24 protein-coding genes are annotated in these 24,307 nt (G+C 48.9%); 19 read left to right on the top strand and 5 right to left on the bottom strand.

The features are described from left to right. Nucleotides 1-229: 229 nt before the first annotated feature. The 3 genes from apcB to N836_RS67970 all read right to left on the bottom strand — a co-directional run bounded on the left by apcB (nucleotide 230) and on the right by N836_RS67970 (nucleotide 4,382). Nucleotides 230-715 (bottom strand): allophycocyanin subunit beta, encoded by a 486-nt coding sequence (gene apcB, locus N836_RS67980; RefSeq protein ID WP_031294253.1) that lies wholly within the window; start codon nucleotides 713-715, stop codon nucleotides 230-232. Between the two features lie 65 nt (nucleotides 716-780). Continuing rightward, complete coding sequence (gene apcA / locus N836_RS67975; protein WP_023076175.1) at nucleotides 781-1,269, bottom strand: allophycocyanin subunit alpha; 489 nt, start codon at nucleotides 1,267-1,269, stop codon at nucleotides 781-783. Between the two features lie 419 nt (nucleotides 1,270-1,688). Next, nucleotides 1,689-4,382, bottom strand: coding sequence for a phycobilisome rod-core linker polypeptide (locus N836_RS67970; protein WP_023076174.1), 2,694 nt, complete (start codon nucleotides 4,380-4,382; stop codon nucleotides 1,689-1,691). A gap of 466 nt (nucleotides 4,383-4,848) precedes the next feature. On the opposite strand from N836_RS67970, the gene N836_RS67965 reads away from it, so the two are divergent. From N836_RS67965 to N836_RS77750, 12 genes are all read left to right on the top strand, one after another. Beyond that, a complete protein-coding gene (locus tag N836_RS67965; protein WP_031294249.1) occupies nucleotides 4,849-6,066 on the top strand; it encodes a class I SAM-dependent methyltransferase in 1,218 nt (405 codons plus the stop codon). A 131-nt stretch (nucleotides 6,067-6,197) separates the two neighbouring features. Next, nucleotides 6,198-6,650, top strand: a complete 453-nt coding sequence (locus tag N836_RS67960) for an ATP synthase subunit I (RefSeq protein WP_023076172.1) — start codon at nucleotides 6,198-6,200, stop codon at nucleotides 6,648-6,650. Between the two features lie 56 nt (nucleotides 6,651-6,706). Further along, the gene (atpB, locus tag N836_RS67955; RefSeq protein ID WP_023076171.1) at nucleotides 6,707-7,453 is read left to right on the top strand and encodes a F0F1 ATP synthase subunit A; all 747 of its coding nucleotides are present in this window, start codon (nucleotides 6,707-6,709) and stop codon (nucleotides 7,451-7,453) included. Nucleotides 7,454-7,616: 163 nt separating this feature from the next. Beyond that, nucleotides 7,617-7,862 carry an ATP synthase F0 subunit C gene (atpE, locus tag N836_RS67950; RefSeq protein ID WP_023076170.1) on the top strand — a complete coding sequence of 82 codons (246 nt, stop codon included), beginning with the start codon at nucleotides 7,617-7,619 and terminating at the stop codon, nucleotides 7,860-7,862. A 200-nt stretch (nucleotides 7,863-8,062) separates the two neighbouring features. After that, nucleotides 8,063-8,545: a F0F1 ATP synthase subunit B' gene (locus N836_RS67945; RefSeq protein WP_031294247.1), complete on the top strand. Its 483-nt coding sequence runs from the start codon at nucleotides 8,063-8,065 to the stop codon at nucleotides 8,543-8,545. Nucleotides 8,546-8,644: 99 nt separating this feature from the next. After that, nucleotides 8,645-9,169, top strand: coding sequence for a F0F1 ATP synthase subunit B (locus tag N836_RS67940; protein ID WP_031294245.1), 525 nt, complete (start codon nucleotides 8,645-8,647; stop codon nucleotides 9,167-9,169). Beyond that, nucleotides 9,166-9,720, top strand: coding sequence for an ATP synthase F1 subunit delta (gene atpH / locus N836_RS67935; RefSeq protein ID WP_023076167.1), 555 nt, complete (start codon nucleotides 9,166-9,168; stop codon nucleotides 9,718-9,720). The genes N836_RS67940 and atpH overlap by 4 nt, the downstream gene beginning before the upstream one ends. A 135-nt stretch (nucleotides 9,721-9,855) precedes the next feature. Further along, nucleotides 9,856-11,370 carry a F0F1 ATP synthase subunit alpha gene (gene atpA / locus N836_RS67930; protein ID WP_023076166.1) on the top strand — a complete coding sequence of 505 codons (1,515 nt, stop codon included), beginning with the start codon at nucleotides 9,856-9,858 and terminating at the stop codon, nucleotides 11,368-11,370. A gap of 68 nt (nucleotides 11,371-11,438) precedes the next feature. Beyond that, the gene (locus tag N836_RS67925) at nucleotides 11,439-12,383 is read left to right on the top strand and encodes a F0F1 ATP synthase subunit gamma (protein ID WP_023076165.1); all 945 of its coding nucleotides are present in this window, start codon (nucleotides 11,439-11,441) and stop codon (nucleotides 12,381-12,383) included. Between the two features lie 187 nt (nucleotides 12,384-12,570). Further along, a complete protein-coding gene (locus N836_RS67920) occupies nucleotides 12,571-13,032 on the top strand; it encodes a hypothetical protein (RefSeq protein WP_031294244.1) in 462 nt (153 codons plus the stop codon). 571 nt (nucleotides 13,033-13,603) lie between these two features. Beyond that, nucleotides 13,604-13,819, top strand: a complete 216-nt coding sequence (locus tag N836_RS67915; protein ID WP_152532281.1) for a hypothetical protein — start codon at nucleotides 13,604-13,606, stop codon at nucleotides 13,817-13,819. Nucleotides 13,820-14,206: 387 nt separating this feature from the next. Next, on the top strand, nucleotides 14,207-14,494 hold the full coding sequence (locus tag N836_RS77750; RefSeq protein WP_235071177.1) for a hypothetical protein: 288 nt from the start codon (nucleotides 14,207-14,209) through the stop codon (nucleotides 14,492-14,494). A 12-nt stretch (nucleotides 14,495-14,506) separates the two neighbouring features. Here the strand turns inward: N836_RS77750 and N836_RS67905 are convergent, their stop codons facing one another. Continuing rightward, the gene (locus N836_RS67905) at nucleotides 14,507-15,961 is read right to left on the bottom strand and encodes a cyclic nucleotide-binding domain-containing protein (protein ID WP_023076161.1); all 1,455 of its coding nucleotides are present in this window, start codon (nucleotides 15,959-15,961) and stop codon (nucleotides 14,507-14,509) included. A 132-nt stretch (nucleotides 15,962-16,093) separates the two neighbouring features. After that, nucleotides 16,094-17,584 carry a DNA repair protein RadA gene (radA, locus tag N836_RS67900; protein WP_031294242.1) on the bottom strand — a complete coding sequence of 497 codons (1,491 nt, stop codon included), beginning with the start codon at nucleotides 17,582-17,584 and terminating at the stop codon, nucleotides 16,094-16,096. A gap of 507 nt (nucleotides 17,585-18,091) precedes the next feature. Here radA and rpaB point away from each other — a divergent pair. The 7 genes from rpaB to N836_RS67865 all read left to right on the top strand — a co-directional run bounded on the left by rpaB (nucleotide 18,092) and on the right by N836_RS67865 (nucleotide 24,270). Then, nucleotides 18,092-18,820: a response regulator transcription factor RpaB gene (gene rpaB, locus N836_RS67895; RefSeq protein WP_031294240.1), complete on the top strand. Its 729-nt coding sequence runs from the start codon at nucleotides 18,092-18,094 to the stop codon at nucleotides 18,818-18,820. 180 nt (nucleotides 18,821-19,000) lie between these two features. After that, a complete protein-coding gene (gene plsX / locus N836_RS67890; protein WP_023076158.1) occupies nucleotides 19,001-20,035 on the top strand; it encodes a phosphate acyltransferase PlsX in 1,035 nt (344 codons plus the stop codon). 6 nt (nucleotides 20,036-20,041) lie between these two features. Then, complete coding sequence (locus tag N836_RS67885; RefSeq protein WP_023076157.1) at nucleotides 20,042-21,040, top strand: beta-ketoacyl-ACP synthase III; 999 nt, start codon at nucleotides 20,042-20,044, stop codon at nucleotides 21,038-21,040. Nucleotides 21,041-21,156: 116 nt separating this feature from the next. Beyond that, a complete protein-coding gene (gene fabD, locus N836_RS67880) occupies nucleotides 21,157-22,035 on the top strand; it encodes an ACP S-malonyltransferase (RefSeq protein ID WP_023076156.1) in 879 nt (292 codons plus the stop codon). Between the two features lie 119 nt (nucleotides 22,036-22,154). Beyond that, nucleotides 22,155-22,805 carry a lysophospholipid acyltransferase family protein gene (locus tag N836_RS67875; RefSeq protein WP_023076155.1) on the top strand — a complete coding sequence of 217 codons (651 nt, stop codon included), beginning with the start codon at nucleotides 22,155-22,157 and terminating at the stop codon, nucleotides 22,803-22,805. A gap of 87 nt (nucleotides 22,806-22,892) precedes the next feature. Next, nucleotides 22,893-23,222 carry a DUF2288 domain-containing protein gene (locus tag N836_RS67870; protein ID WP_023076154.1) on the top strand — a complete coding sequence of 110 codons (330 nt, stop codon included), beginning with the start codon at nucleotides 22,893-22,895 and terminating at the stop codon, nucleotides 23,220-23,222. Continuing rightward, the gene (locus tag N836_RS67865) at nucleotides 23,206-24,270 is read left to right on the top strand and encodes an AI-2E family transporter (protein WP_023076153.1); all 1,065 of its coding nucleotides are present in this window, start codon (nucleotides 23,206-23,208) and stop codon (nucleotides 24,268-24,270) included. The genes N836_RS67870 and N836_RS67865 overlap by 17 nt, the downstream gene beginning before the upstream one ends. The last annotated feature ends 37 nt before the right edge of the window (nucleotides 24,271-24,307 follow it).

Raw genomic sequence — 24,307 nt, 5'->3', positions numbered from 1 at the left:
TATCCAACCTCAAACTGCCTATATATAAATCTGACTATGCCTTAGATTTTAGAATGTTTACCACACTATCCGCGCACTAAGCATAGATTCAAAAATTCGGAAGTCCGATAACCAATGATTAGCTGTCATAATCCCTCGTTATAGACAGATTGTGATTAGCTAACACTCGATCCAGACTTCCGAAATAACGCTAGATTAGCTTGGCCAATCTAGACTACATAAACTTGACCTAGCTGAGACCAGAGCAAATGTAGTCGAAGTAAACGCCCATTTCCTTGCCAGCATCAGCGCCAACAAGACCAGCAGTTACTTCTTTCATAGCCTGAATGGCTTGAACAGTAGCACCTACAGGTACACCTAGAGAGTTGTAGGTTTCCTTTAGACCGTTGAGAACACGCTCATCCAGAATGGAAGGATCGCCAGCTAACATAGCGTAGGTGGAATAGCGTAGGTAGTAGTCTAGGTCGCGGATGCAAGCAGCATAGCGACGAGTGGTGTACATGTTGCCACCAGGACGAGTGATATCAGAGTAAAGCAGCGCTTTGGCTACAGCATCACGAACGATTTCGGAAGCGTTAGCACCGATGGCAGTAGCAGCGCGAACACGCAGCTCGCCAGTCTGGAAGTAAGCAGCTAGCTTATCCATGGAGGACTGATCAAGGTACTTACCCTGAACGTCCGAAGAATTAATTACAGAGGTAATTGCGTCTTGCATAATCTGTATTCCTTGATGAAATTTGACGATGTGGCTTAAGGGCGTAGTGGGAAAATTGAGTCAATTTAACCCAACATTGCACCAACAACGTAATCGAAGTAAGAAGCGGCCTCAGCGGCATCGTCGCCAGACAATAGAGAAGATGCAACACTCTTCATAAAGCGAACTGAATCAGCTACGGCAGGGATGGATGTGCCCAGGGAGTTGTACATCTCTTTAGCACCAACCAAACCAATCTCCTCGATGGGAGTGACGTCACCAGCAACAATACCGTAGGTGACAAGACGTAGGTAGTAGTCCATGTCACGCAAGCAAGTTGCAGTCATCTCTTCACCGTAGGCGTTACCACCGGGAGAAACAACGTCAGGACGCTTTTGGAAAAGCTGGTCACCAGCCTGCTTGATGATGCGCTCACGGGACTCAGTTAGAACCTGAGCAATGCGTAGACGACGCTCACCAGAAGTAACGAATCCCTTGATTCGATCCAATTCACCAGGGCTAAGGTAACGGGCCTCAGCATCGGCATTCACGATTGATTTCGTGACAATACTCATCTATGGATTCCTCCGAAAGAATATATTCAGGTGAAACTATCAATGTTCACCTTGAAAAAACTGATATCACCTTTAAAAAGGTAAGGTAACAGCAGTCTCATTTCCACTCTAAATCAAATCAAGCAGGCAACCTATGCGCCGATTCAATGCCTAATTCGACTTTTGAAGCATGCCAAATATCAGCTCAGATTTCGAGAAATCTTGTATCAGCTTAGCTACCTTCCGAAAGTATTTTCCGGTATTCAGCTGACCTTCTTAGAGAGTGCGTAATATTTTGTAATGGTATTCCTCAGAATTACTCTATGCTGCCTGACATCAAGTTATTCAGCACCAACTAGACCCAGTGATAGCTAAGCGTTAATTGGCTTAGCTATCACTGGGTTGATCTTAGAATCCGCTAACGGAGCCCATACAACCAACTAGGTGTCAATGGATGCTGTCGGTGAGACTGAAGGCGCAAAGCTGGGAACTACAACATCATCATTTTGCCGAGTGAGCTGCTGATATAGGCGCTCGGTGTTGGGGAAATTAGCTGCTGGCAAGGTGGGGAAGCGACGATAGGGGACCGTATCTTCGCCAAAGAATTCAGCATATTCAGGAGTTTCAACCATGGTTTGAATGAATCCCCGGATACCCTGGGTCGCTAAAATCTGGTTGTATTTCCGAATCTCCAGCTGATTTAGAGGAGCACGACCTAGGAAGTGCTTGGTACCTAGTTCAATCACCTTAGTATTGGGATAGGGGGCATAGAACTCTTTCTGATAGAGATCAGAGCAACCTAGGCCTTCAATAAACTCCTTCATATTGATCTCGCCATTACTCAGCTGACTCTCAAGGGAGGTGAACTCGGCCTTGATGACATAAGGAGCAATGTCGCGCTCAAAGACCTGACGATAGGCAGCCTGGGTGACCAGCTTGATATTAGCTTTGTCATACAGGTTAGTGAGCTTGAAGACTTTGAACTGAACACGACGTAAATTAACGCCTTGGCCAATACGCTTGTTAACTTCAATATCGCCTCGAGACGAGCTAACGGTACCCAATTCAACGAAACGGGGCACCTGAGGCTTGGGTACAGGCTTAACGCCAGTGGCACCCACGGTACCGGCACGGAAGGAACGTAGGGACTGACCCGCTGGAGTCACGTAGCGCTCATAGGGGATAGTGTCATCTCCAAAGGCTTCAGTATACTCAGGGCTATCAATCAGCGTATCCACCAGGGCATAGAATCCCTTCTTGGCACAAATATCGAAGTATTTGTTGGTTTCCTGACGACCGTAGGTGGGTCGCCCCAACAACCGGCGATGAATGTACTCAACAGCCTTCATCACATAGAGAGAAGACCAGTAAGTCTTGCGAAAGGCTTCCGATTTTGCGATCGCACGCACGAAATCGCGCATACAGATGTCACCGTTTTCCAGGCGATTCTCAGCGGACTTAAGTGCTTGACCTGCGTAAACATCACGACCAAATACCTGACGGTAAGCAGCTCGAATAATAGTCTGTGTGGAGCTTTCAGCGAACTTGACGCTGTCCCCATTACCAGTCGGAACTTGATCCAACTTGAAAACCTTAGGTCCTAGGGTACCTGGAGCTTTGGGGCGAGCACCAGGATTGCTTACCTGGCTTTCAATGCCAGCACCCCGACGAATCAGGATGCGACGAGTGTCCTTATTAAAGGGCGCAGGGCTACTACTAGGATTGCGGGTCTCCTTGGGAAAGATTGCTCCAAACTGAATTTCCAGCGGATCGTTACCAGAACCGTAGGGATGCTGGTCGGGCAGTGGCTGGTCGTAGGAAGCAAACGTAGTCAAAAACTCAGGATTCTTGCGGAAAGGCGCGCTGTAGTTCAGCAAGTTTTGCTGAGGCCCCCAGTTGCGGCATTCCTGCGCTTCCTGGCCCAAACCCCGTAGATAGGGGACAGTCTCTTCCCCAAAGTAGTCGCCATATTCGTTGGAGTCGATCAGAGCATCCACTAGCTTAGGCAAGCCACCTTCAGAAACGATGGAGAAGTATTTTTGAACTTCCTCACGAGAGCTGGGGCCACGGCCTAAAATGTGACGAAACGCTAACTCCAGAGCCCGACTATTGATATAAGGCTCAAAGAAGTTCTTACGGTATAGAGGTGACTTAGCCAGGCGACGAATAAACTCCTTCATCGCGATTTCGCCATTTTTAACCTGGGATTCCAGATTAGAAATATCTAGCGAGTAGGCACGCTTAATATCACGCTCAAATACTTGACGATAGGCGGCCTTCACCACTGCATTTTTCTCAGCGACTGAGAGACCAGGCTTCATGACAAACTTAGGCCGACGCTCAGCAGCATTGAAATAGATCTGAGGTAGCTGCAGCCCCTGAAGATCCTTAGATGGCCGCTGACGCAGCTTGTTGGAAGGGGCAGGAGCCTTAAATTCATCAATCAAGAGATTGAAGTAAGAGCGAATCAACTCCTGAGCTTCAGTATCCCCTCTGAAGTAGCCGATGCTAGCAGCACGCATGGTTTGAAGAGCAACCAGGGTAGCCGCTGAAGAGCAGGCATCTTCAATAATTTCTCGCAGACCGCGAACGTTAACGGCAATGATGTTAGGGTCGCCAGCAACGATAGCATAGGTCAGATAGCGCAGAAACCAGCTCATGTCTCGCAGAGACTTTTGCATGTTGCTAGGGCCATAGCGACCTACGTTGATCGGGCGAAATCCGGGAGGCACAGAGCCAAGATCGCCGGAACTACTGACCAAGCCCCTGAGGCCAGAAAACAGACCGCCGCCATCGCTTCGTTCAATGTAAGTTTCTGCGCCGTCTGTATCGCCCTGAGCTGCCATGGCTAACTCTGCAGGGTCGGGTTCAACTCTCTCTAAATAAGACAGAGGGGAGCCCCCAGTAAAAATACGGTTGGCGGCTTGAGAAACGATTAACTCAGAGTACTGGGTAATGATCTGTGCGATCGCAATACGCTTCCGACCTGATTTAAAAAAGTCAGATAGTTCAGATAGCTCACCCCGCTCCATGTAGCGGTCCTGCTGCTCGGCCTGAATAATCGTAGTAACCGGCAAGGTTTGATAAAGTTGTGGCCGAACTAAAGAGCTTCCACCACTAGCAGTTACAGTCATTCCTTTTCAAAGGCTCCCTTCTAATAGTTGATTGCAATGGTTGATTGCATCAGACCCCTACCTCAGCGCCAAGCAGCTCAGAATATGCACGTCTGCACATAAGTCCAGAGCAGTGGTTAACACCAGCAGGCAGCGCCATGGGCCTATCGGCTCTCGTGACAGTTCCAGATTAAAACGATTACGGAACACCAGGATGTTTGTCTAACGACTGTGTAACATCTTGTTATTAGCCCACTGGGTCATCATAAAAGACGGTGGGTCAGTGAATGAGAGAAAAGATAAGTTTTGTTACCTGAGTTTACGAAGCATTTTCCGAAAGGTGGCACTCTTAGAGGGTTGGAGTTTTGAGTTTTGAGTGTTCAGTTTGGAATTCTGAACTTTTGAAGTTAGGGAACATAGCTTCGGTAGAGCTGTGAGATTTGACACACTTGAAACTCAAAACGGAGAACTCAAAACTACGTTTCCCATGACTTCCGAAAACGAAGCGGCTGTTAGTGCAGCAGTTGCCAAGCTTTACGATACCTATCCCTTTCCCCCTGAGCCTCTAATTGATGAACCTCCTCCCGGCTATAACTGGCGCTGGCATTGGCCCTCTGCTTACAACTTTTGTACCGGTCGTGCCCCCAGTAGCAACGCCGTTAGCATCTTAGATGCAGGCTGTGGCTCGGGTGTGGGCACTGAGTATCTGGTGCATCTAAATCCTGAAGCCCAGGTCACCGGGATTGACCTCAGTGCAGGCACGTTAGACGTAGCGCGAGAACGCTGTCAGCGCTCAGGTGCGGACCGAGCTACCTTTCACCAACTCAGCATCTATGACGTTGAGCAGCTAGAGGGTCAGTTTGATTTGATCAACTGTGTGGGCGTACTGCACCACATGCCCGATCCGATCAAGGGAATTCAAGCACTGGCAACTAAGTTAGCGCCTGGAGGTTTACTGCATATATTTGTATATGCAGCCTTGGGACGCTGGGAAATATCGTTGATGCAGCAGGCTATTGCTATGCTCCAGGGTGAGCGTCAAGGCGACTATCGTGATGGCGTGCACATTGGGCGACAGCTATTTAATGCTTTACCTGAAACCAACCGCATTGTGAAACGCGACAAAGAACGCTGGGCGCTTGAGAACCATCAGGATGAATGTTTTGCAGATATGTATGTCCACCCTCAGGAAGTGGACTACACCATTGACACCCTATTTGAGCTAATTGATGCCTCTGGGTTAGATTTTGTCGGGTTTTCTAATCCCCGTTACTGGGACCTGAACCGCCTGGTTGGTGAATCAGATGATGTGATGGAGCGGGCTCAGAATTTGAGTGATCGCCAACGATACCGTCTGATAGAACTCCTCGATCCAGAACTAACCCATTATGAGTTTTTCCTCAGCCGACCGCCGTTACCCCAATTTGACTGGTCTAATGACGAAAGCGTCTTGACCGCTGTACCCAGCCGACATGCTTGTATGTCAGGGTGGCCTGCCAAAAGTTTTTTTGACTATGATTATCAGTTAGCAACTGTTACGGAGGCTGAATACGATTTCTTGAGCCGCTGTGCAGAACCGGGTGAAACAGAGGCCCAGACTGTCGCTGCGCTGATTGCAGACACAGAATTTACCCTGGATCAGGTGCGATCGCTGCAGCGACGACAGCTGACCGTTCTGTCGCCTATGCTACCTAGCCATTCGTAAGCTCCTAAAGAGCTGACTAAATCCCATCAATAGGTATTAATGCCGTGATATGATCAGCCATGGCTTTAGCACTGGTGTAAGCAATTGCTGCCAGCGTCTTTAGCCATGGCTTCTACGTATTTAGATCACCTGTGACTTCTCCTGAAGAAGCCGTCGAGGCCCAAACAAATGAAGAATCGGCAAACGTTGACACAGAGCTACCTCCCGCTTCTGAACAAGCCATGGGAGAGTATTTTCGTCTGCAGCAAAACTTGTTGTTGGTGACTCTGGGGTTTACAGCTTTAATTTTCGTCTCTGTTTGGCTTGCTTACTCCCGCCACATCGCCCTGAATTATTTGCTAGGGGCGTGCGTCGGTGTGGTTTACTTAAGAATGCTGGCGAAGAGTGTTGCCGAACTAGGTCGCAAGCGTGGAAAGTTGGGCAGTGGTCGTCTGGCGATTTTTATTGGGCTGATTGTTTTTGCAACTCAGTACCAGCAGCTAGAGATAATGCCTGTTTTTCTAGGCTTCCTTACCTATAAAGCAGCATTAATTGCCTACACATTATGGACATCGGTTTTGCCTGATTCCATGGCTCAAGGATAAGGGCATTTTCGTGTTTCCGTGAGCATCTGCGAAAAAAATTAAGATTCCGGACGGAGATGTTAAGCACATTTAATTTCCCATTTTCTCTATTGGCTGAGCTGGAAGTCGGCCAGCATTGGTACTGGCACGTTGGTGGCCTTAAGGTTCACGGCCAGGTATTTCTAACTACCTGGTTTGTTGCGGCTGTACTTGTTCTGGTTTCAGTTTTAGCCTCTAGCAAGGTTGAGCGCGTCCCTTCTGGTTTGCAGAACCTGATGGAGTTTGCTCTCGAATTTATTCGAGACCTCGCCAAGGATCAAATCGGAGAGAAGGAGTATCGGCCTTGGGTTCCTTTTGTGGGAACGCTGTTCTTGTTCATCTTCGTTTCCAATTGGTCAGGTGCTCTCGTGCCCTGGAAGCTAATTCACATTCCGGCAAGTGAGTTAGCGGCACCGACAAACGACATTAATACGACTGTTGCATTGGCACTGTTAACCTCTTTGGCCTACTTCTATGCAGGCTTTAAAGAGCGAGGGTTGGGCTATTTCGCTAAGTATATTGAGCCCACTCCAATTCTGCTGCCGATCAACATTCTTGAAGATTTCACTAAACCTCTCTCGCTGAGTTTCCGTTTGTTTGGAAATATTCTTGCAGACGAGTTAGTGGTAGCGGTGCTTGTTCTACTTGTACCTCTGTTTGTCCCCCTACCTGTAATGCTGTTGGGACTGTTTACAAGTGCAATTCAAGCACTGATTTTTGCTACCCTGGCTGCTGCCTACATCGGTGAAGCGATTGAAGGTCATGGTGGAGAAGAGCATGGATAACCTCTTCGGAGGTATCCAGTTGGGATTTGACGTTGGGTCATCTCCTGCTTGGTTAGAGCTAGCTGCTTGAACTAGCTTCTGACGGTTTCGAGAGGAGTTAATCCTCAATTTTGGGCGACTTGCTTAGTTTGTTGATATCTATCTAAGGATAAGGAAGAACATCATGGATCCAATTATTGCTGCTGCTTCTGTACTAGCTGCTGCGTTTGCTGTTGGTTTGGCAGCTATTGGCCCTGGTATTGGTCAAGGTAATGCCGCTGGCCAGGCCGTTGAAGGTATCGCTCGTCAGCCCGAAGCAGAAGGTAAGATCCGCGGCACACTGCTGCTGAGCTTGGCATTTATGGAAGCATTGACCATCTATGGTCTTGTAGTTGCACTTGTGCTTCTGTTTGCTAACCCCTTCGCTTAAGCGACTTTGGTGCGGGGAGATAATTTAGTCTTTTAATTGTCTCCCTTCTGTCTGTTTGGCATTACTGACTTCAGGCTAATTGGCGTCAGTTCTGTTCTGATATTTTGAGATTCAGAAAGGGCTGTCTTTGATTGGTTTTGTTTTGGGTGATGGCCTATTTTCTGTTATGGCAGCCCCAGAATAGTTGGGCATAGAACGTGATGATAACCGGTGTAATGCTATTTGCGGTCGAAGCTGCAGCTGAAGAGGCTGGTGGCTTATTTGACCTGGATGCAACGTTGCCCCTGATGGCTGTGCAGTTTGCTTTGCTAGCCATCATATTGAACGCAGTTTTCTACAAGCCTCTAGGCAATGCTATTGACGAGCGTGATGGCTACGTGCGCTCGACTACGGCAGATGCTGAAGAGCGTCTTGCTAAGGCTGAAAAGCTGGCTCAGGAATACGAGCAGGCTCTTGCTGCTGCACGGCGGGAAGCTAAGCAAATCGTTGAAGATGCTCAAGCCGAGGCCCAAGCAATCGGCGATCAAACAATGGCATCTGCTCAGCAAGAGGCTCAGGTCCAGCGTGAAGCAACTCAAAAAGATCTGGATGCTCAGAAGCAGTCAGCTATGGCTGCCTTAGAGCAGCAGGTTGATGCCTTGAGCCAGCAGATATTGAGCAAGCTGCTGGGGGCCGCTGCATAAGTTTTTTTAATCGGGCGTGCTACCGAGCACGCTCTTGTGCGGGAGTTATACCGCCACTGGTAATTAGCTAGTTGGTGGGCGCAGTTTGGGATGGAACATATGGAGACAGTCTGGTTGCTTGCTTCGGAAGAAGGTGGCTTTGGTCTCAACTTCGATATTCTGGAGACAAATTTAATTAACCTCGTCATAATTATTGGCGTACTCATTTACTTTGGCAGTGGCTTTCTCGGCAACATTTTGTCGGAGCGCCGTAGCACCATTGAAGCGGCCATTAAGGGTGCCGAAGATCGCCAGAAAAAGGCGGCAGCAGCTCTAATTGAGCAGCAAAAGAATTTGAAAGAGGCCCAAGCGCGGGCGGAGCAGATCAAATCTGAAGCTCAAGGAAATGCACAGAAGGCCCGCGCAGCTGTATTGGCTCAGGCAGAGAAAGATGTCGAACGGATGAAAGCATCTGCTCAGCAGGATCTGACTAGCCAGCAGGAGAGAGTGCTGCGGGAACTAAGACAGCGGGTAGCAACGTTAGCTTTGACCAAAGTTGAGGCCGATCTACCCAATGTTTTGACTGATGAGGTGCAGACTAAGTTGGTCGACCAAAGTATTGCTTTGCTTGGAGGTGAGTCATGAAGACTAGCGTTGTTACTGGTGAAGTGGCCGAGCCTTATGCTCGTGCGCTGCTGTCTCTAACTCAAGACAGTGGTACAACCAGTGAGGTAAACGCCTCGGCAGCTAGTGTTCTAGAACTCTTGGAACAGTCTCAAGAGCTGACTGATTTCTTTGCAAATCCGCTGACATCTGCCGATGCTAAGAAGGGTGTGATCAAGAAGGTTTTAGGAGATTCTGCCAACGGGAATTTCTTAAACTTTCTGCAGCTGCTGGTTGATCGGGGCCGGGCGGCTTTGATGGTGCCAATTTTGAGTCAGTACCAGGCTCTCGTTAGGGAAGTGAACCAGACAGTGCTGGCCGAAGTCTCTTCTGCCGTCGAGCTTTCTGATGCCCAGAAGGAATCGATTCGTCAGAAGGTGATGACAATGACCAAAGCACAAGCAGTTGAGTTGAGCACCAGTTTAGATGCCAGCTTACTGGGTGGTGTCATCATCAAGGTTGGCTCTCAAGTGGTAGATGCCAGCCTACGTGGACAGTTACGGCGGATTGGTATTCAGCTGGGCACTGCTTAGCAGGGTGCTGTTTGACGCATGTCGTCAGCGGACACAATGTCAAGTTGAGGATAGGTTTTAGAGCTGAGATTCTCAAGTTGACGTGGTTAGTTTAATTGATTTTTTGTTGATATCTGAGTTAGTAGAGCAACTCCAATGGTAAGCATCAGACCTGACGAAATCAGTAGCATTATTAAGCAGCAGATTGAGCAGTATGACCAGGATGTCAAGGTATCCAACATGGGTACTGTGCTGCAGGTAGGTGACGGGATTGCCCGCATTTACGGCCTAGAGCAGGCCATGGCCAGTGAGCTGCTTGAGTTTGAAGATGGCACCGTCGGTATCGCCCTGAATCTGGAAGAGGACAATGTGGGTGCGGTATTGATGGGTGATGGCCGTAAGTTGAAGGAAGGTAGCTCGGTTAAGTCAACTGGCAAAATTGCTGAGGTCCCTGTGGGCGAAGCGATGCTAGGCCGTGTGGTAGATGCGCTGGCTCGTCCTATCGACGGTAAGGGTGATGTTGCTACCACTGACAGTCGTTTGTTGGAGGCTCCTGCACCTGGCATTATTGCGCGGAAGTCGGTTTATGAGCCGATGCAGACCGGTATTACTGCTATTGACGCGATGATTCCAGTTGGTCGTGGTCAGCGTGAGCTGATTATTGGTGACCGTCAGACTGGTAAAACTGCGATCGCAATCGACACCATCCTCAACCAAGCCGACCAGGACGTTATCTGCGTTTATGTAGCCGTTGGTCAGAAAGCAGCATCCGTAGCCCAGGTAGTTGGCGTTCTAGAAGAGCGCGGTGCTATGGACTACACCATCGTTGTAGCCGCTAACGCTAACGAACCTGCGCCTTTACAGTTTTTAGCTCCCTATACTGGTGCTGCTCTAGCTGAGTACTTCATGTACCAGGGCAAAGCAACTTTGGTGATCTACGATGACCTCTCCAAGCAAGCCCAGGCATACCGTCAAATGTCCTTGTTGCTACGTCGTCCGCCCGGTCGTGAAGCTTATCCCGGAGACGTATTCTTTATCCACTCTCGTCTGCTAGAGCGGGCTGCTAAGCTCAGTCCTGAGCTAGGCGAAGGTAGCATGACCGCACTGCCCATTATCGAAACCCAGGCAGGTGACGTTTCCGCTTACATTCCCACCAACGTAATTTCCATTACTGACGGTCAGATCTTCTTGTCTTCTGACCTGTTCAACTCTGGTCTACGCCCAGCAATCAACGCCGGTATCTCCGTATCCCGTGTGGGGGGAGCAGCCCAGACTAAAGTAATGAAGAAGGTAGCCGGTAAGCTGAAGCTGGAACTGGCTCAGTTTGACGAGCTGCAAGCGTTTGCCCAGTTCGCCTCTGACTTGGATGCTGCGACTCAGGCTCAGCTCGCTCGCGGTGTTCGTCTGCGTGAGCTTCTCAAGCAGGCTCAATACTCTCCCCGGGCTCTGCACGAGCAGGTAACCATCGTTTATGGTGGTATTAACGGTCTGTTTGACGATGTACCTGTTGATAAGGTCGCACCTCTAGTAGTAGAGCTTTGCAACTACATCAACACCAGCAAGCCTGAGTTGGTCAAGGAAATCAACGAAGGCAAGAAATTGACTGACAAAGTTCAGGAATTAGCAAAAGAAGCGATTGCTGAGTGTAAGCAGTCCTTCATGGCAGCATAGGAGGAGGTTGGTCCTGTCCCTAATCAGACCGTGTCTAGTTAGGGACAATCGGACTAAAAACAACGCGTATGCCTAATCTCAAATTGATTCGTGACCGCATTAAGTCGGTTAAAAACACCCGTAAAATCACCGAGGCCATGCGCCTAGTGGCAGCCGCTAAGGTGCGCCGTGCCCAGGAGCAAGTTGAGGCCACTCGTCCTTTTGCCGACCGTTTAGCCCAAGTGTTTTATGGTCTGCAAACCCGTCTGAAGTTTGAAGATGCAAACTTGCCATTGTTACAGAACCGGGACGTTAAGAATGTCGGGCTGATTGTGATCTCAGCTGACCGTGGTTTGTGCGGTGGTTACAACAGCAACATCATTCGTCGTGCGGAAATTCGGGCTAAGGAACTCAAAGCATCTGGCATTGGCTATCAAATGATTTTGATTGGCCGTAAAGCGATTCAGTACTTTCAGAATCGTGATTATCCTATTGATGCCACATTCAACAATTTGGAACAAATTCCAACAGCGGAAGAAGCCTCCCAAATTGCAGACCAGGCATTGTCTTTATTCTTGTCAGAAGAGGTTGACCGTGTTGAGCTGATCTATACCAAGTTTGTGTCTTTGGTCAGTTCTCGACCTGTGACTCAGACCCTTCTGCCTTTAGATCCTGAAGGTCTAGATAAAGAAGACGAGGTATTTCGTCTAACAACCCGTGGTGGTCGGTTTCAGGTGGAACGTGAGCCTGTTGAAACCCAGCAAGTACAGCTGCCTCAGGATATGATTTTTGAGCAAGATCCGGTGCAGATCTTAGATGCCTTGCTGCCTCTGTATCTGAATAACCAGGTACTACGGGCGCTCCAGGAGTCAGCAGCTAGTGAATTGGCGGCTCGAATGACCGCCATGAATAATGCTAGTGACAACGCTAGCGAGCTAGTTAAAACATTGACCCTTGACTATAACAAGGCTCGTCAGGCAGCTATTACTCAAGAGATTCTTGAGGTGGTCGGTGGTGCAGCCGCTCTAGGATAAGCTACCAGTCGAGTTGCTCTAAGTTTTAACCCCATGTGTGTTGGCAGTGCTAGGCACTGCCTTTTTTTTGCTCAGTAGGAGCGTTCCATAGAACGTTCCTACTACGTTTATGTTCATGGAACGCCTGTACATTTTTTGGGGAAAGGCTATATCCTTGTACCTTAATCGACCGTCATGGACAATGCCCATGGTTAATGAAGTATCCCAGTGGCTAGCGGAGATTCAAGCGTTACAGCAACAGCTCAAGGTTTTAGGTCAGGAGCGCGATCAGGCCTATGCCAGTGCGGCTAATTGGCGCAGGCTGTATGAGTCGGAATCTGAACAGCGTCGCCATGATTCGGAAAGAAGCCAAACACGGATTCGGGCATTGGCCAATGAATTAGAAGTTTTTAAGCAGACACCCGCTGCAGGCGAAGTATCTCGTGATTTGGAGCAGGTGTTAGATCAGGTTAATCAGGTGGAATCCATTGATGAGTTGCGATCGCAACTCATCAACGCCTTAACTCTGTGCGAGCAGATCTCCAACGCACTTAAAGCTGAACAAACCGCTCACCAAGAAACCCGCCAAAGCTTGACCACAGCTCTGGGAGACACTATCGACCTATTAGCCAAAGACGCTAGTCCCTCATCCAATGCACCCGAGGAATAAAGACGTTTTCTGAGATTCATTAACCCCGCGTTAATATCCTCACAACTAAATATTTACTCTGTTTCTCTAAGTTGCACACAGACACCGAATATACATGCTGATGTCAACCTCAAAGACATCTCAGCCGCTGCTGAAGATGCCTGGCATGAGTTAAAAGACTTCGATCGACAACCTGATGAAAAATATCGCCGACAGGCTCAAGCAGTCACTTGGTGAAGCTAACGATTCATCAGATTAATAAAACTACTCTGTTAGTCAGCGCTCAAGGGCTCTGGGTCAGCCAAACACAACATTGGCCTCATCCCAAAGCTTCACCACAAAAACCTACATAGAGCTGCTGTTGTCTCAATCTTAAATTTTTTGGATGAGTCTTTTCCAGACCACCCAACGATTATTGGGGAACAAGCTTACACTCATTGATATAACTTATGGGACATAGCGAATCTTTTATATATGGAAAATGCCAAGGGACAGATTAAATATCGGTATCTTTTGATTAAGTTATGATGGGAACTTTTGCGTTAGAATTCGCATGCTACTTCGCTGAGTAGTTATTACTAGCGACATGATTATGAAAACTATTTCTAAGACCGGGGCGATTTCTGAGTCTGTACAAAGTGTGAGCGATTCTAGCTGCCAGACTCAGCCAGCACCAGAGGATAAGAAGATTTTTTGGGCTGAGTTAAAGTCCTATCCATATCAGCCTGATATCCAGGTTGAGATTTTGCACTTACAGGCTGAAGCTGATGCTTTGCTGCTGCAGTTGCAAGCAATGGGCTGCAAGTAGGGTTCTTTAACAGTTAGTGTCAGTAAGAAATAGTGTTCGTTTTAGGGTGCCATGTTAAGCGATATTGCGTAGGCACTCAGTGCTGTGTTAAGAAAAGCAGCGCATTCGATTCGTATTGGTATGAAAACGCATACGTTAGGGAAAGTTAACCCACCCCGTGTACGTTTCATGAGTTACCAGTGCCACTCTTTGTCGACTTCTACATTGTCGTCTGACAGTTCACTGCGGACCCTAAATTACCATGACATTTACAGATGTCCGGTGTGTGGTCATGGTGAATTATCAGTATTAACTTTGACAGAGGCATTTGCTTGCAACTTCTGCCGACATATTTTTGATGCCAACTTGGAAGCTCAATCAATCCAGATGGTAGATGGTGTGCAACCCATGACTTGGTTTTGGACGGGCAGCAGGTGGCGATACAACCGTCGCGCCGATGGCCAGGTGACCGCCGTAGTTTGGAGTTTTGCGCTAGCAATTGCTTGTCTGCCAGCTTTGCTGATTATAGTTTCTAACTATATGTTTCCTCCCATTGATAGTAATGGGTTGAATCAGTTTTCAATTGTTTGGACGCTGATTACGCTATTGGCCCATGCCAGCATTGTGATGTGGCTAATTGCTGAGCATTACCAGTGGCCCTGGTATGTGACAGCAAAAATTAAGTTGAGTCGCTAATTAAACAGTTTGCTAGAGATCAAACATTCTTTTTATGCGTTTTCGTGCCCAGATTACAGGATTTGCATCATCCTCACTGGAATCCACCAAATTCAGGGCACGCATTTCTCGCTGACGCTGGGCTAGTTCTTCACGATGTTGGGCCATAGTTTGTACAACATGGTTGGACAGTTCGGGATAGCGGCGTAATAGATCTGAAAAACTAGGCTGATTAATCACAAATAGCAGCGCGTCTTCTGCGACACGGGCCATGGCAGTACGTGGCACTCCTAGTAGTAGGGCAACCTCACCAAAAAATTGACCAGGTTCAATGGTAGCCAGATGGCGATTTAGTTTTTCAGCAAGAATTTCGATTTTGCCCTCTAGCAAAATGTAAAACGAGTTACCCGCATCGCCTTCATGGAAAAGGGTCGTTCCAGCGTGGCTGCGTTGACGATAGCCAATTTCGATGAGCTGGCGCAGTTCCAAATCGCTAAAGTTGGCAAAATAGCTGACCTGGCGCAGCATATCCCTAAGAGTGGTCTGACTTGGAGCTTGGGGACGATGCTGCAGGGCGATTTGGCGGTTAAAGAAGGGGGGCTTACTGTCTCCATTACTCTGGGATGGTAAGTTTCGAATCCATACATCCCGTTGAGGAAAGGCTATTTCGATATTGTGCTGTCGCAGGTTGTACTCAATGGTGAAATGCAGTGAACTTTGGATATGAAAGCGCTTATTGACATCTACCCAAACCCAGAGTTCAAACTGAAGGGCGTCTTCACCAAAGGCAAGAAACATAGCTTTAGGCATAGGTTTGCTGCATACGGCTGGTTCCATATAAGCCGATTTGAGCAGCAGCTCGGTGACCAGAATTGGATCGCTATCGTAGGAAACTCCCACGGGAATTTTGAGGCGGGCAATGGAAGTGTTGTGGCTCCAGTTTAGTACCCGATTTTTAACTAGCTGATTGTTAGGAATAACTACATCACCATCATCCAGGGTGCGAATAATGGTGGATCTGAGGTTGACCTCGATAATACGTCCCACCAGCCCTTCAAATCTGTAGTCGTCCAGTTCGATTAAATCGTTTACCTTGAGCGTGCGCTCAAACAGCATGATCAAACCGCTGATAAAGTCATCGGCAATGTGCTGTAAACCAAAGCCGATGCCGACCCCCAATCCTCCCAAGATAATCCCCAGGGAGCGCAGGTTAATGCCGGAATTTTGAACAACTACCAAAATGGCGATCGCACCCAGCACATAGCTCACCAATGCCGCGATCGCCTCCCGATTATTGGCATCAATGCCAGCCAGTAGCTGCCGCTTGAGAAACTTTTTCACCAAACCAATGGCGAACAGGATCAGCGTTAGCCAGATCGACAGGCTTAAAAGTAGTTTCAGGGTGATTTCAGTATTACCCAGCTCCACGAGCTTAGTGGTAAACAGTCGGCTCAGCTGCTGAAATATGGATAAAAACAAATCCGGCATGGAGGAGACGTGGGTTACAGGTAGTCATGGGTGAGTGGTCTATGAATTACACAGGCTGACCGTAAAAATCCTCACACGTTTCCCTGACTTATAGGGACTGGTTGATAGGGGCTAACATGGCTGCAGCTTAGGTCAGTCATTGGCATCAGCCTGAAAACCCAGGGCAGTTGCGATCGCATCCACCACTCTGCCCACTTCAGTAATCTCCATGGGCAATCCTGACATTTTCTGACCATTTGGCACCAAGGCCCTCTTAAAGCCGAGCTTAGCGGCTTCCTTAAGTCGCAATTCTATCTGGGATACAGGTCGGACCTGCCCTCCTAGCCCCACCTCTCCAATCAGCACTAGCTCCGGATCGACAATGCGATCTCGAAAGCTAGCCGCCACAGCAATAGCAATGCCCAAATCCGCCGCTGGTTCAGCCACACTCAATCCACCAGACGAAGCCACATAGGCATCCAACTTAGATAGAGGAATACCCACCCGTTTTTCCAACACAGCCAAAATCTGCAGCAAACGGTTGTATTCAATCCCGGTGGCTGAGCGGCGAGGTGAACTATAGCTGGTGGGGCTGACTAAGGACTGCAATTCAACCACTAACGGACGAGAGCCCTCACAGGCCACAATCGTAGAGATTCCCGGCACCTGTTCATCTCGATTCCCCATAAATAGAGCCGATGGATTAGGCACTTCTGCCAATCCCTGGGAGACCATTTCAAATACTCCCAGTTCATGGGTGGCTCCAAATCGATTTTTGACCGACCGCAGTAGCCGGTGGCTGGCAAACCGATCTCCTTCAAAATACAGAACCGTATCAACAAGATGCTCCAGGACCTTGGGGCCAGCGATCGCACCTTCTTTGGTGACATGCCCCACAATAAACAGCGTGATATTCTCCCGCTTGGCCAGCTGCATCAGAGCTGACGTACATTCTCGGACCTGGGACACCGAGCCCGGTGCAGACGTCAGTTGATTGTAGAAAAGAGCCTGAATACTATCGATCACGGCCACCCGAGGTCGTAAGGCTTCTAGCTCCGAGAGAATTGTTTCCAAATCAGTTTCAGGCAGTAGATATAAAGACTCAGAGGAGCTGAAAGCGGTAAGTTTGGTCGACGCCGTATCGGCTGCTTGCAGAGAGTTTTGAACCGATGATTTCCCTTTTTTTCCCTGGCCTATATCAATTCCGAGGCGTTGCGATCTCAACTTAACCTGCTGCCCCGATTCCTCCGCACACACATAGAGCACCGCTGCCCGAGCTGCCAACTGACTCGCCGTTTGCAACAGCAGTGTCGATTTACCAATCCCCGGATCTCCCCCGACCAGCACTAGCGACCCAGGTACAATCCCACCCCCCAAAACCCGATCCAGCTCGCCATAGCCAGAACCAATGCGAGCTTGGGGATGATCGGCAATCTGGCTAAAGGTTTTTGCCAGCCGAGGTTTATTATCTGTTGGCTTACGGGAGGTACTCCGACGCCCCGGACGAGAATTGTTGGCAGTAGTGGGCTCCACTACCTGCTCGACCAGCGAATTCCAACTACCGCACACCGCGCATTTACCAAAATACTGCCGCGATTCTGCTCCGCATTCATTGCACACATAAATCGAGCGAGCCTTAGCCATGCCTAGGAATAAAACATATGAACTATCTATCCATATTAAAGAGTGGTCAGCACTCAAACCTCAAATTGGGTAATTGCTGTACGGCCTACCCAGGCAATTTTGCTGTCGCAGCCCCCTATTTCTTAGGGATAGCAACGCCTGCAGCACCTGACAAACAGCAAACAACTTTAAGTAAATCTGTGCAAAACCTGCTGATCTCCAAAAAGCAGATAACATACCCTACAAATTTTACTTATATAGAGAACAACCTTAAGAAACGTTGAAAACCTTGGCAATCAAAGGTGATGAGCTGCAAAACGCAATACAATGTTAGCTATCTTAAAACAAGCTCTAACAAAGCTTTGCGTGGGATTCTTCCCTAGATTCCTTAATCACTGAGTTTCGACCTGTGTTTGAGACACCTGATAAGTGGTAAAGTTGCCGGTTTTTGAGGGATAAAAGCACCAGCCATTCCCTCCAGCGGTCGAAGTCTTCTGCCGTCGCCATTATGTAGGAGTTCAAGAAACTTTGGAAAGCGTAAAAGAGAAAATATTGGTCGTCGATGACGAAGCAAGTATTCGTCGTATTTTAGAAACCCGTCTTTCGATGATCGGTTATGACGTCGTAACTGCGGCGGATGGCGAAGAAGCGTTGGACACCTTCCGGCACGAAATCCCCGACCTGGTCGTACTTGATGTCATGATGCCCAAGCTGGATGGCTATGGTGTTTGTCAAGAGCTACGTAAAGAGTCAGATATTCCCATCATCATGCTGACAGCACTTGGAGATGTAGCCGACCGCATTACCGGTTTAGAGCTAGGCGCTGATGACTATGTGGTTAAGCCTTTTTCTCCTAAGGAATTAGAAGCCAGAATTCGCTCAGTCCTACGTCGCGTTGAAAAGACCGGCACCTCTGGTATTCCCAGTTCCGGTGTCATTACGATCAACAATATCCGAATTGACACAAACAAGCGTCAGGTTTATAAGGGCGATGAGCGCATTCGTCTGACAGGGATGGAGTTTAGTCTGCTAGAGCTTCTAGTCAGCCGCTCTGGTGAACCATTTTCACGTTCTGAGATTTTGCAGGAAGTTTGGGGATATACCCCCGAACGCCATGTGGATACGCGGGTGGTAGACGTCCATATCTCTAGACTGCGAGCCAAGCTAGAGGATGATCCCAGTAACCCTGAACTAATTTTGACAGCACGGGGAACAGGCTATCTTTTCCAGCGAATTGTTGAGCCTGGCGAAGAATAAGCTAGATCAGAGCAGCTCAGATACTCAAATTATTTGTATCTGAGCATACATCTGAACCTGCCACCAATGCTGGAATATTTGGAAGCTTTGGAACAGGCTTTTGTCAGAAAACCGCAGTTGTCAATTTTCACTCGGTTTCAGTCTGATAGAATTTCTTAAAGTTTCTACAGATTCAATTCGATGGGCTTAACTCAAGCGCGGATCGCAGTTGATGCAATGGGGGGCGATTATGCACCTGCCGAAATCGTTGCTGGGGCTATTAGGGCAAGAGAGGAGTTAGATGTTGAAATCTTGCTCGTTGGCGATCCTGACAAAATTAGGGCTTCTGTTGCCGATTCTGACAGTTTGAGTCGGATCGAAATTGTGCCCGCTGAAGGCACCATTGAAATGCATGAAGAGCCGCTGAGTGCTCTGCGTAAAAAGCGTAATGCATCCATCAATGTTGCCATGGACATGGTGAGAAAAGGTCGTGCTGATGCTGTAGTATCAGCCGGACATTCAGGGGCGGCTATGGCAGCAGCCCTTTTGCGTCTAGGGAGAATCAAAGGGATTGATCGACCTGCTATTGGAGCCGTGTTTCCAACACAGGTAGCCGGTAAACCGGTTTTGATTTTAGACGTAGGGGCTAATGTTGACTGTCGGCCCAAGTTTTTAGAGCAATTTGCCCTCATGGGTAGTGTCTACTCTGAATATGCCTTTGGTGCAAAAAATCCTCGAGTAGGGTTGCTAAACATTGGTGAGGAACCGAGTAAGGGTAATGATGTTGCTGTTCAGGTACATCAGACACTGAGTGAATCAACGCTGATCAATTTTGTTGGCAATGCTGAGGGACGGGATGTCCTCTCAGGTGATTTTGACGTGGTTGTCTGCGATGGGTTTGTCGGCAATGTACTGCTGAAGTTTGCTGAGGCCGTGGGTGAAGTGGCCATGAATATTCTCCGAGAGGAACTGCCACGCGGTATTTTAGGAAAGCTGGGTGTGCTGATTCTCAAGGGTAATCTTAGGCGCATCAAACAACGTCTTGATCATGCTGAGCACGGAGGTGCTTTGTTGTTGGGGGTGAATGGTGTGGCTGTTATTAGCCACGGTAGCTCCAACGCACCGTCCATCTTTAATGCCATTCGCCTATCTAAAGAGGCCGTTGACAATGGTGTGATTGGGCATATCCAGGGGCAGTACCAAAAGGTTGCTGCATCAGTGGCCAATGGAGACTAGAAAATAATGATAAATGGTGGGGCCGGTGTGGCCTTTGTTGGCAGCGGTAGTGCCCGGGTAGAGACAGAGCTGAGTAATGAAATGCTCAGCCGTGTTGTCGACACCTCCGATGAGTGGATTTCTACACGCACAGGCATTTGCCACCGTCATGTGGCAAATGCAGATGAATCTCTCACGGTGCTGGCGGCCCAGGCCGCCAATAATGCGATCGCAGCTGCAAAACTAACTCCTGAGGACATTGATTTAATCATCCTGGCCACCTCCACACCCGATGATTTGTTTGGCACTGCCTGCCAGGTGCAGGCAACCATTGGTGCGACCCGAGCCGTTGCCTTTGACCTGACCGCCGCTTGCTCTGGCTTTGTCTTTGGTGTAGTCACAGCAGCCCAGTTTATTCGCACAGGCACTTATCAGAATGTTGTAGTGATCGGGGCTGATTTGCTCAGCCGCTGGGTAGATTGGCAGGACCGCACCACCTGTGTGCTGTTTGGTGATGGGGCCGGTGCTGTCGTCATGCAGGCGTGCGATCGCGACCGCTTACTGGGCTTTGAGATGCACAGCGACGGAACCATGAACGGCTGCTTAAATTTGGCCTACACCGCTGACTCAGCTCCCCTCACTGACGGTGTCAGCACCCAAAAAGGTACCTTTACTGCCATCACCATGAACGGACGTGAAGTCTACCGCTTTGCCGTCAGTCGGGTGCCAGAAGTCCTAGAAAAGACTCTCTTCCATGCCGGATTAGCCGCCGATGACATCGACTGGCTGATTTTACACCAGGCCAATCAGCGGATTTTAGACGCCGTAGCCAAGCGCCTCAAGCTTCCGAAGGAGCGTGTAGTCAGCAATATGGCCCAACACGGTAATACTTCTGCAGCCTCGATTCCCATCGCCCTAGACGAATGGGTCCGCAGCGATAAAATTCAACCCGGTGACAAAATCGCTATGTCTGGTTTTGGCGCGGGGCTAACCTGGGGTGCAGCCCTGCTGGAATGGGGTTTATGAGCTTGGTCTTGAACTAATAAGCACGGCTCATCCTACAGTGTCTGTCATCTATCTCACCCTTTTCTAATTGGTCATTTGCTGAGACAGTGAGAAACGGACCAATTACGCTAGTAACGATGACAAAGACCGTATGGGTATTTCCTGGGCAAGGGTCCCAGGTTGTAGGGATGGGCAGTGATTTAGCAGACGTGGCTAAGGACAAGTTTGCTGAAGCAGACGATATTTTAGGTTGGTCAGTATTGAGTCGCTCTCAAAGTGACGAATTCAGCCTTGCCAATACCCTCTATACCCAGCCTTGTCTTTACGTCATCGAATGCATCTTGGTCGATTTGCTCAAGACCAAAGGCTATCAGCCAGATATGGTAGCTGGCCATAGCTTGGGCGAATACTCTGCTCTTTATGCTGCAGGTGTGTTTGATTTTGTAACTGGCTTATGTTTGGTCAAGCGTCGCTCTGAGTTGATGGCTCAAGCCGATGATGGTGCTATGGCAGCACTGATGGGCTTTCAGCGAGATGAGTTAGACGAGAAAATTGCAACAACGGAAGGAGTGGTCCTAGCCAACGATAATAACCCTGGTCAGGTGGTGATTTCAGGCACTCCAGAAGCAGTCGAGACCGTCATGAATGGCATTAAGGTAAAGCGAGCCATGAAGCTCAACGTCGGAGGGGCTTTTCATTCTCCCCTGATGGCCCCAGCTGCCCACGAATTTGATCAGATTTTAGCCGATGTCCCCTTTAAGGCAGCTACTGTACCGGTCCTCTCCAATATAGACCCAACACCAAGCACCGATGCAGATGTGCTTAAACAGCGGCTGATGAAACAGATGACCGGCTCCGTACGTTGGCGTGAAATGTCCTTAAGCCTACCGGAACATAGCGTAGATACGGTGGTTGAAGTAGGCCCTGGCAAGGTTTTAGCCGGATTGATCAAACGTACCTGCCGTGAGCTGACGCTCAAAAATGTCGGTACCTTAGACCAGGTAGAAGCATTTTAAGACCATGGCCAAACAGTCTCCAGATACCCTCGTGGGTTGGGTTTCGGGGCTCAACCCAACCCACTCCGAGAGCCAAAATCATATTGCTCGACAGGTAATCGGCCATAGGGAATTGAACAGTGAACCATAATCAACGGCAGCGCGAGCCCAAGATTAGCCTGGTCCTCTACCACCTATTTAAGTGGTCAGTAGTCAATCCAATGCTGCGGGGATATTTTCAAGGACACATATACGGCGCAGAAAATATGCCCAAATCCGGTCCTGTGCTAGTTGTTGCTAACCACGCCAGCGATTTTGATCCACCCATTGTGTCCTCCTGTGTGCGTCGTCCTGTGTCCTACATGGCCAAACAGGAGCTATTTAAAGTACCGATTTTAGCCCCCGCAATTCGAGCCTACGGAGCTTATCCAGTCAAGCGTGGTGGTTCTGCCCGAGGGGCAATTCAAGCTGCATTAGAGCAGTTAGAACAGGGCTGGGCGGTCGGTGTATTTCTTCAGGGCACCCGCACCGGCGACGGTCGGATACCAGACCCAAAATTGGGCGCAGCTCTGATTGCTGCTAAGGCACAGGTGCCGCTGGTGCCAGTCAGTCTTTGGGGCACTCATCGAATTTTGCCCCGTGGGACTAAGTTTCCCAAACCACTGCCAGTGACTGTACGCATTGGGCAGCCAATCGCGCCGCCAGAGTCTAGTAAAGACAAGGTGGCATTACAGGCTGTGACAGAATATTGTTGCGATCGCATCCATACCATGCACGATCTTGGCCGGTGATGTCTCCGGTGATGACGCAACGGTTACAATAATTCTCCAAGCAGAGTGATAGTTTTTGGACCACCCCCTGTCCAGCGGAGCATTAAGATGACCCAAGAATTAAGACAAGATCTAGCAAACATGGTGGGGCCTACCCAGTGGGATTGGCTCAAACCCCACATTGCCCGGGATGCAGTCGTCTTTGTAGATCCTCAGCTGGACCTTGTGGAAGTCGGCATGGCCCTGACCAACGATAATGTCCAATCTGTACAACGCTGGATTGGTGAGCAGTTGATCACCAAACCCACCCGCGAACAGCTAGAGGCCTGGGGAGTCACCGGACCTACAAATCAGCTACAGTCCCTGATTGTGCAACCTTATGTACTGGTTCAAGAGATTTTAGCAGCGGCGGACACCAACAGTGGCTCCTCGACTTAACCCAAAGGCTTCACTGGAAAAAGTTCAGACCGTTTTAGCCCAGCTAGACAACTCGGTACTTGTACGCTTTCTCTTATTACTAGCAAGTGGTTGGGGGGTACTACAGCTGCTCTCGTATTTTGAAATCGTGGTGGTCATTTTTGTGATCTCCACGATTTTGGCATTTTTGCTCAGTTATCCCGTGCGCTGGTGTCGGCGAGTTTTACCCCATGGCATAGCCGTCTTTGTAGTCTTTATGGTGGCCCTGGTACTCGTCGGAGGGATAACCACCACCCTGGCACTAGCGGTCATTGCCCAAGGCCAAAGCCTGTTAGAAAACAGCACAGATTTTGTCAATTCGCTACTGCCGCTCATAGAACAGATTGAAACCACATTACAACAGTGGAATGTACAAGTAGATTTACAAACCTTAGGAGAACAGCTACAGCAGGAGGCGACGACCTTACTAGGCTCTGGATTAGGGCTAATACAAACGCTGTTGGAAAATTTTATTACCAGCATTTTGATTGCCGTTGTTACCTTTTTTATGATGCTAGATGGCCCAAGGCTCTGGCGATGGAGTCTCAATGCTGTCCCTGAGCATCAGCGCCAGCACTTGACGCTGATCATTCAGCAGAATCTTCTCGGTTTCTTTTGGGGTCGGTTACTGTTATCTATTTTTTTTGCTATTTCCACATTTATTGTCTTTTTGCTATTAAAAATTCCCTATGCACTCGTTCTCGCCGTCATCGCCGGACTATTTGATTTGATTCCTGGCATTGGGGCTACTCTTGGCGTTGGTCTCATTGGGCTGTTGTTACTGTCCCAGGGGCTGGGTGTGGCAATCCAATCGGTAGTGACGTGTATTTTGCTACAGCAGGTCGAAGAGAATGTGCTGTTACCCCACATCATGCGAGATTCTCTCAATATCAACCCTATCGTGATGTTTTTGGCCCTGCTTATTGGTGTACGAGTTGCTGGGCTCTTGGGAGTATTTCTTGCAATTCCGATTGCTGGAGCAGTCGTAAGCTGGTTGGATGTAGACGAGTTAAAAGGGCGGTCGGTGTGATGATTTTGGGTAGGGGCGTCCCATGGGACGCCCCTAC

Source organism: Leptolyngbya sp. Heron Island J (assembly GCF_000482245.1).
In the GTDB taxonomy this organism is placed as follows: Bacteria; Cyanobacteriota; Cyanobacteriia; order Phormidesmidales; family Phormidesmidaceae; genus Leptothoe.
Note: the sequence above shows the minus strand (reverse complement) of the source record. Positions and strands in the feature narration are given on the sequence as shown.

Excerpts from the sequence above, each read along its gene's own strand:
- apcB (WP_031294253.1), bottom strand. The coding sequence starts at position 715 with ATGCAAGACGCAATTACCTCTGTAATTAATTCTTCGGACGTTCAGGGT.
- N836_RS67965 (WP_031294249.1), top strand. The coding sequence starts at position 4,849 with ATGACTTCCGAAAACGAAGCGGCTGTTAGTGCAGCAGTTGCCAAGCTT.
- radA (WP_031294242.1), bottom strand. The coding sequence starts at position 17,584 with ATGGCTAAGGCTCGCTCGATTTATGTGTGCAATGAATGCGGAGCAGAA.
- N836_RS67870 (WP_023076154.1), top strand. The coding sequence starts at position 22,893 with ATGACCCAAGAATTAAGACAAGATCTAGCAAACATGGTGGGGCCTACC.
- N836_RS67905 (WP_023076161.1), bottom strand. The coding sequence starts at position 15,961 with ATGCCGGATTTGTTTTTATCCATATTTCAGCAGCTGAGCCGACTGTTT.
- fabD (WP_023076156.1), top strand. The coding sequence starts at position 21,157 with ATGACAAAGACCGTATGGGTATTTCCTGGGCAAGGGTCCCAGGTTGTA.
- atpB (WP_023076171.1), top strand. The coding sequence starts at position 6,707 with ATGTTAAGCACATTTAATTTCCCATTTTCTCTATTGGCTGAGCTGGAA.
- apcA (WP_023076175.1), bottom strand. The coding sequence starts at position 1,269 with ATGAGTATTGTCACGAAATCAATCGTGAATGCCGATGCTGAGGCCCGT.
- atpE (WP_023076170.1), top strand. The coding sequence starts at position 7,617 with ATGGATCCAATTATTGCTGCTGCTTCTGTACTAGCTGCTGCGTTTGCT.
- N836_RS67970 (WP_023076174.1), bottom strand. The coding sequence starts at position 4,382 with ATGACTGTAACTGCTAGTGGTGGAAGCTCTTTAGTTCGGCCACAACTT.
- N836_RS67885 (WP_023076157.1), top strand. The coding sequence starts at position 20,042 with ATGATAAATGGTGGGGCCGGTGTGGCCTTTGTTGGCAGCGGTAGTGCC.
- N836_RS77750 (WP_235071177.1), top strand. The coding sequence starts at position 14,207 with ATGACTTGGTTTTGGACGGGCAGCAGGTGGCGATACAACCGTCGCGCC.
- atpH (WP_023076167.1), top strand. The coding sequence starts at position 9,166 with ATGAAGACTAGCGTTGTTACTGGTGAAGTGGCCGAGCCTTATGCTCGT.
- N836_RS67920 (WP_031294244.1), top strand. The coding sequence starts at position 12,571 with ATGGTTAATGAAGTATCCCAGTGGCTAGCGGAGATTCAAGCGTTACAG.
- N836_RS67925 (WP_023076165.1), top strand. The coding sequence starts at position 11,439 with ATGCCTAATCTCAAATTGATTCGTGACCGCATTAAGTCGGTTAAAAAC.
- N836_RS67940 (WP_031294245.1), top strand. The coding sequence starts at position 8,645 with ATGGAGACAGTCTGGTTGCTTGCTTCGGAAGAAGGTGGCTTTGGTCTC.
- N836_RS67915 (WP_152532281.1), top strand. The coding sequence starts at position 13,604 with ATGAAAACTATTTCTAAGACCGGGGCGATTTCTGAGTCTGTACAAAGT.
- atpA (WP_023076166.1), top strand. The coding sequence starts at position 9,856 with ATGGTAAGCATCAGACCTGACGAAATCAGTAGCATTATTAAGCAGCAG.
- N836_RS67945 (WP_031294247.1), top strand. The coding sequence starts at position 8,063 with ATGATAACCGGTGTAATGCTATTTGCGGTCGAAGCTGCAGCTGAAGAG.
- plsX (WP_023076158.1), top strand. The coding sequence starts at position 19,001 with ATGGGCTTAACTCAAGCGCGGATCGCAGTTGATGCAATGGGGGGCGAT.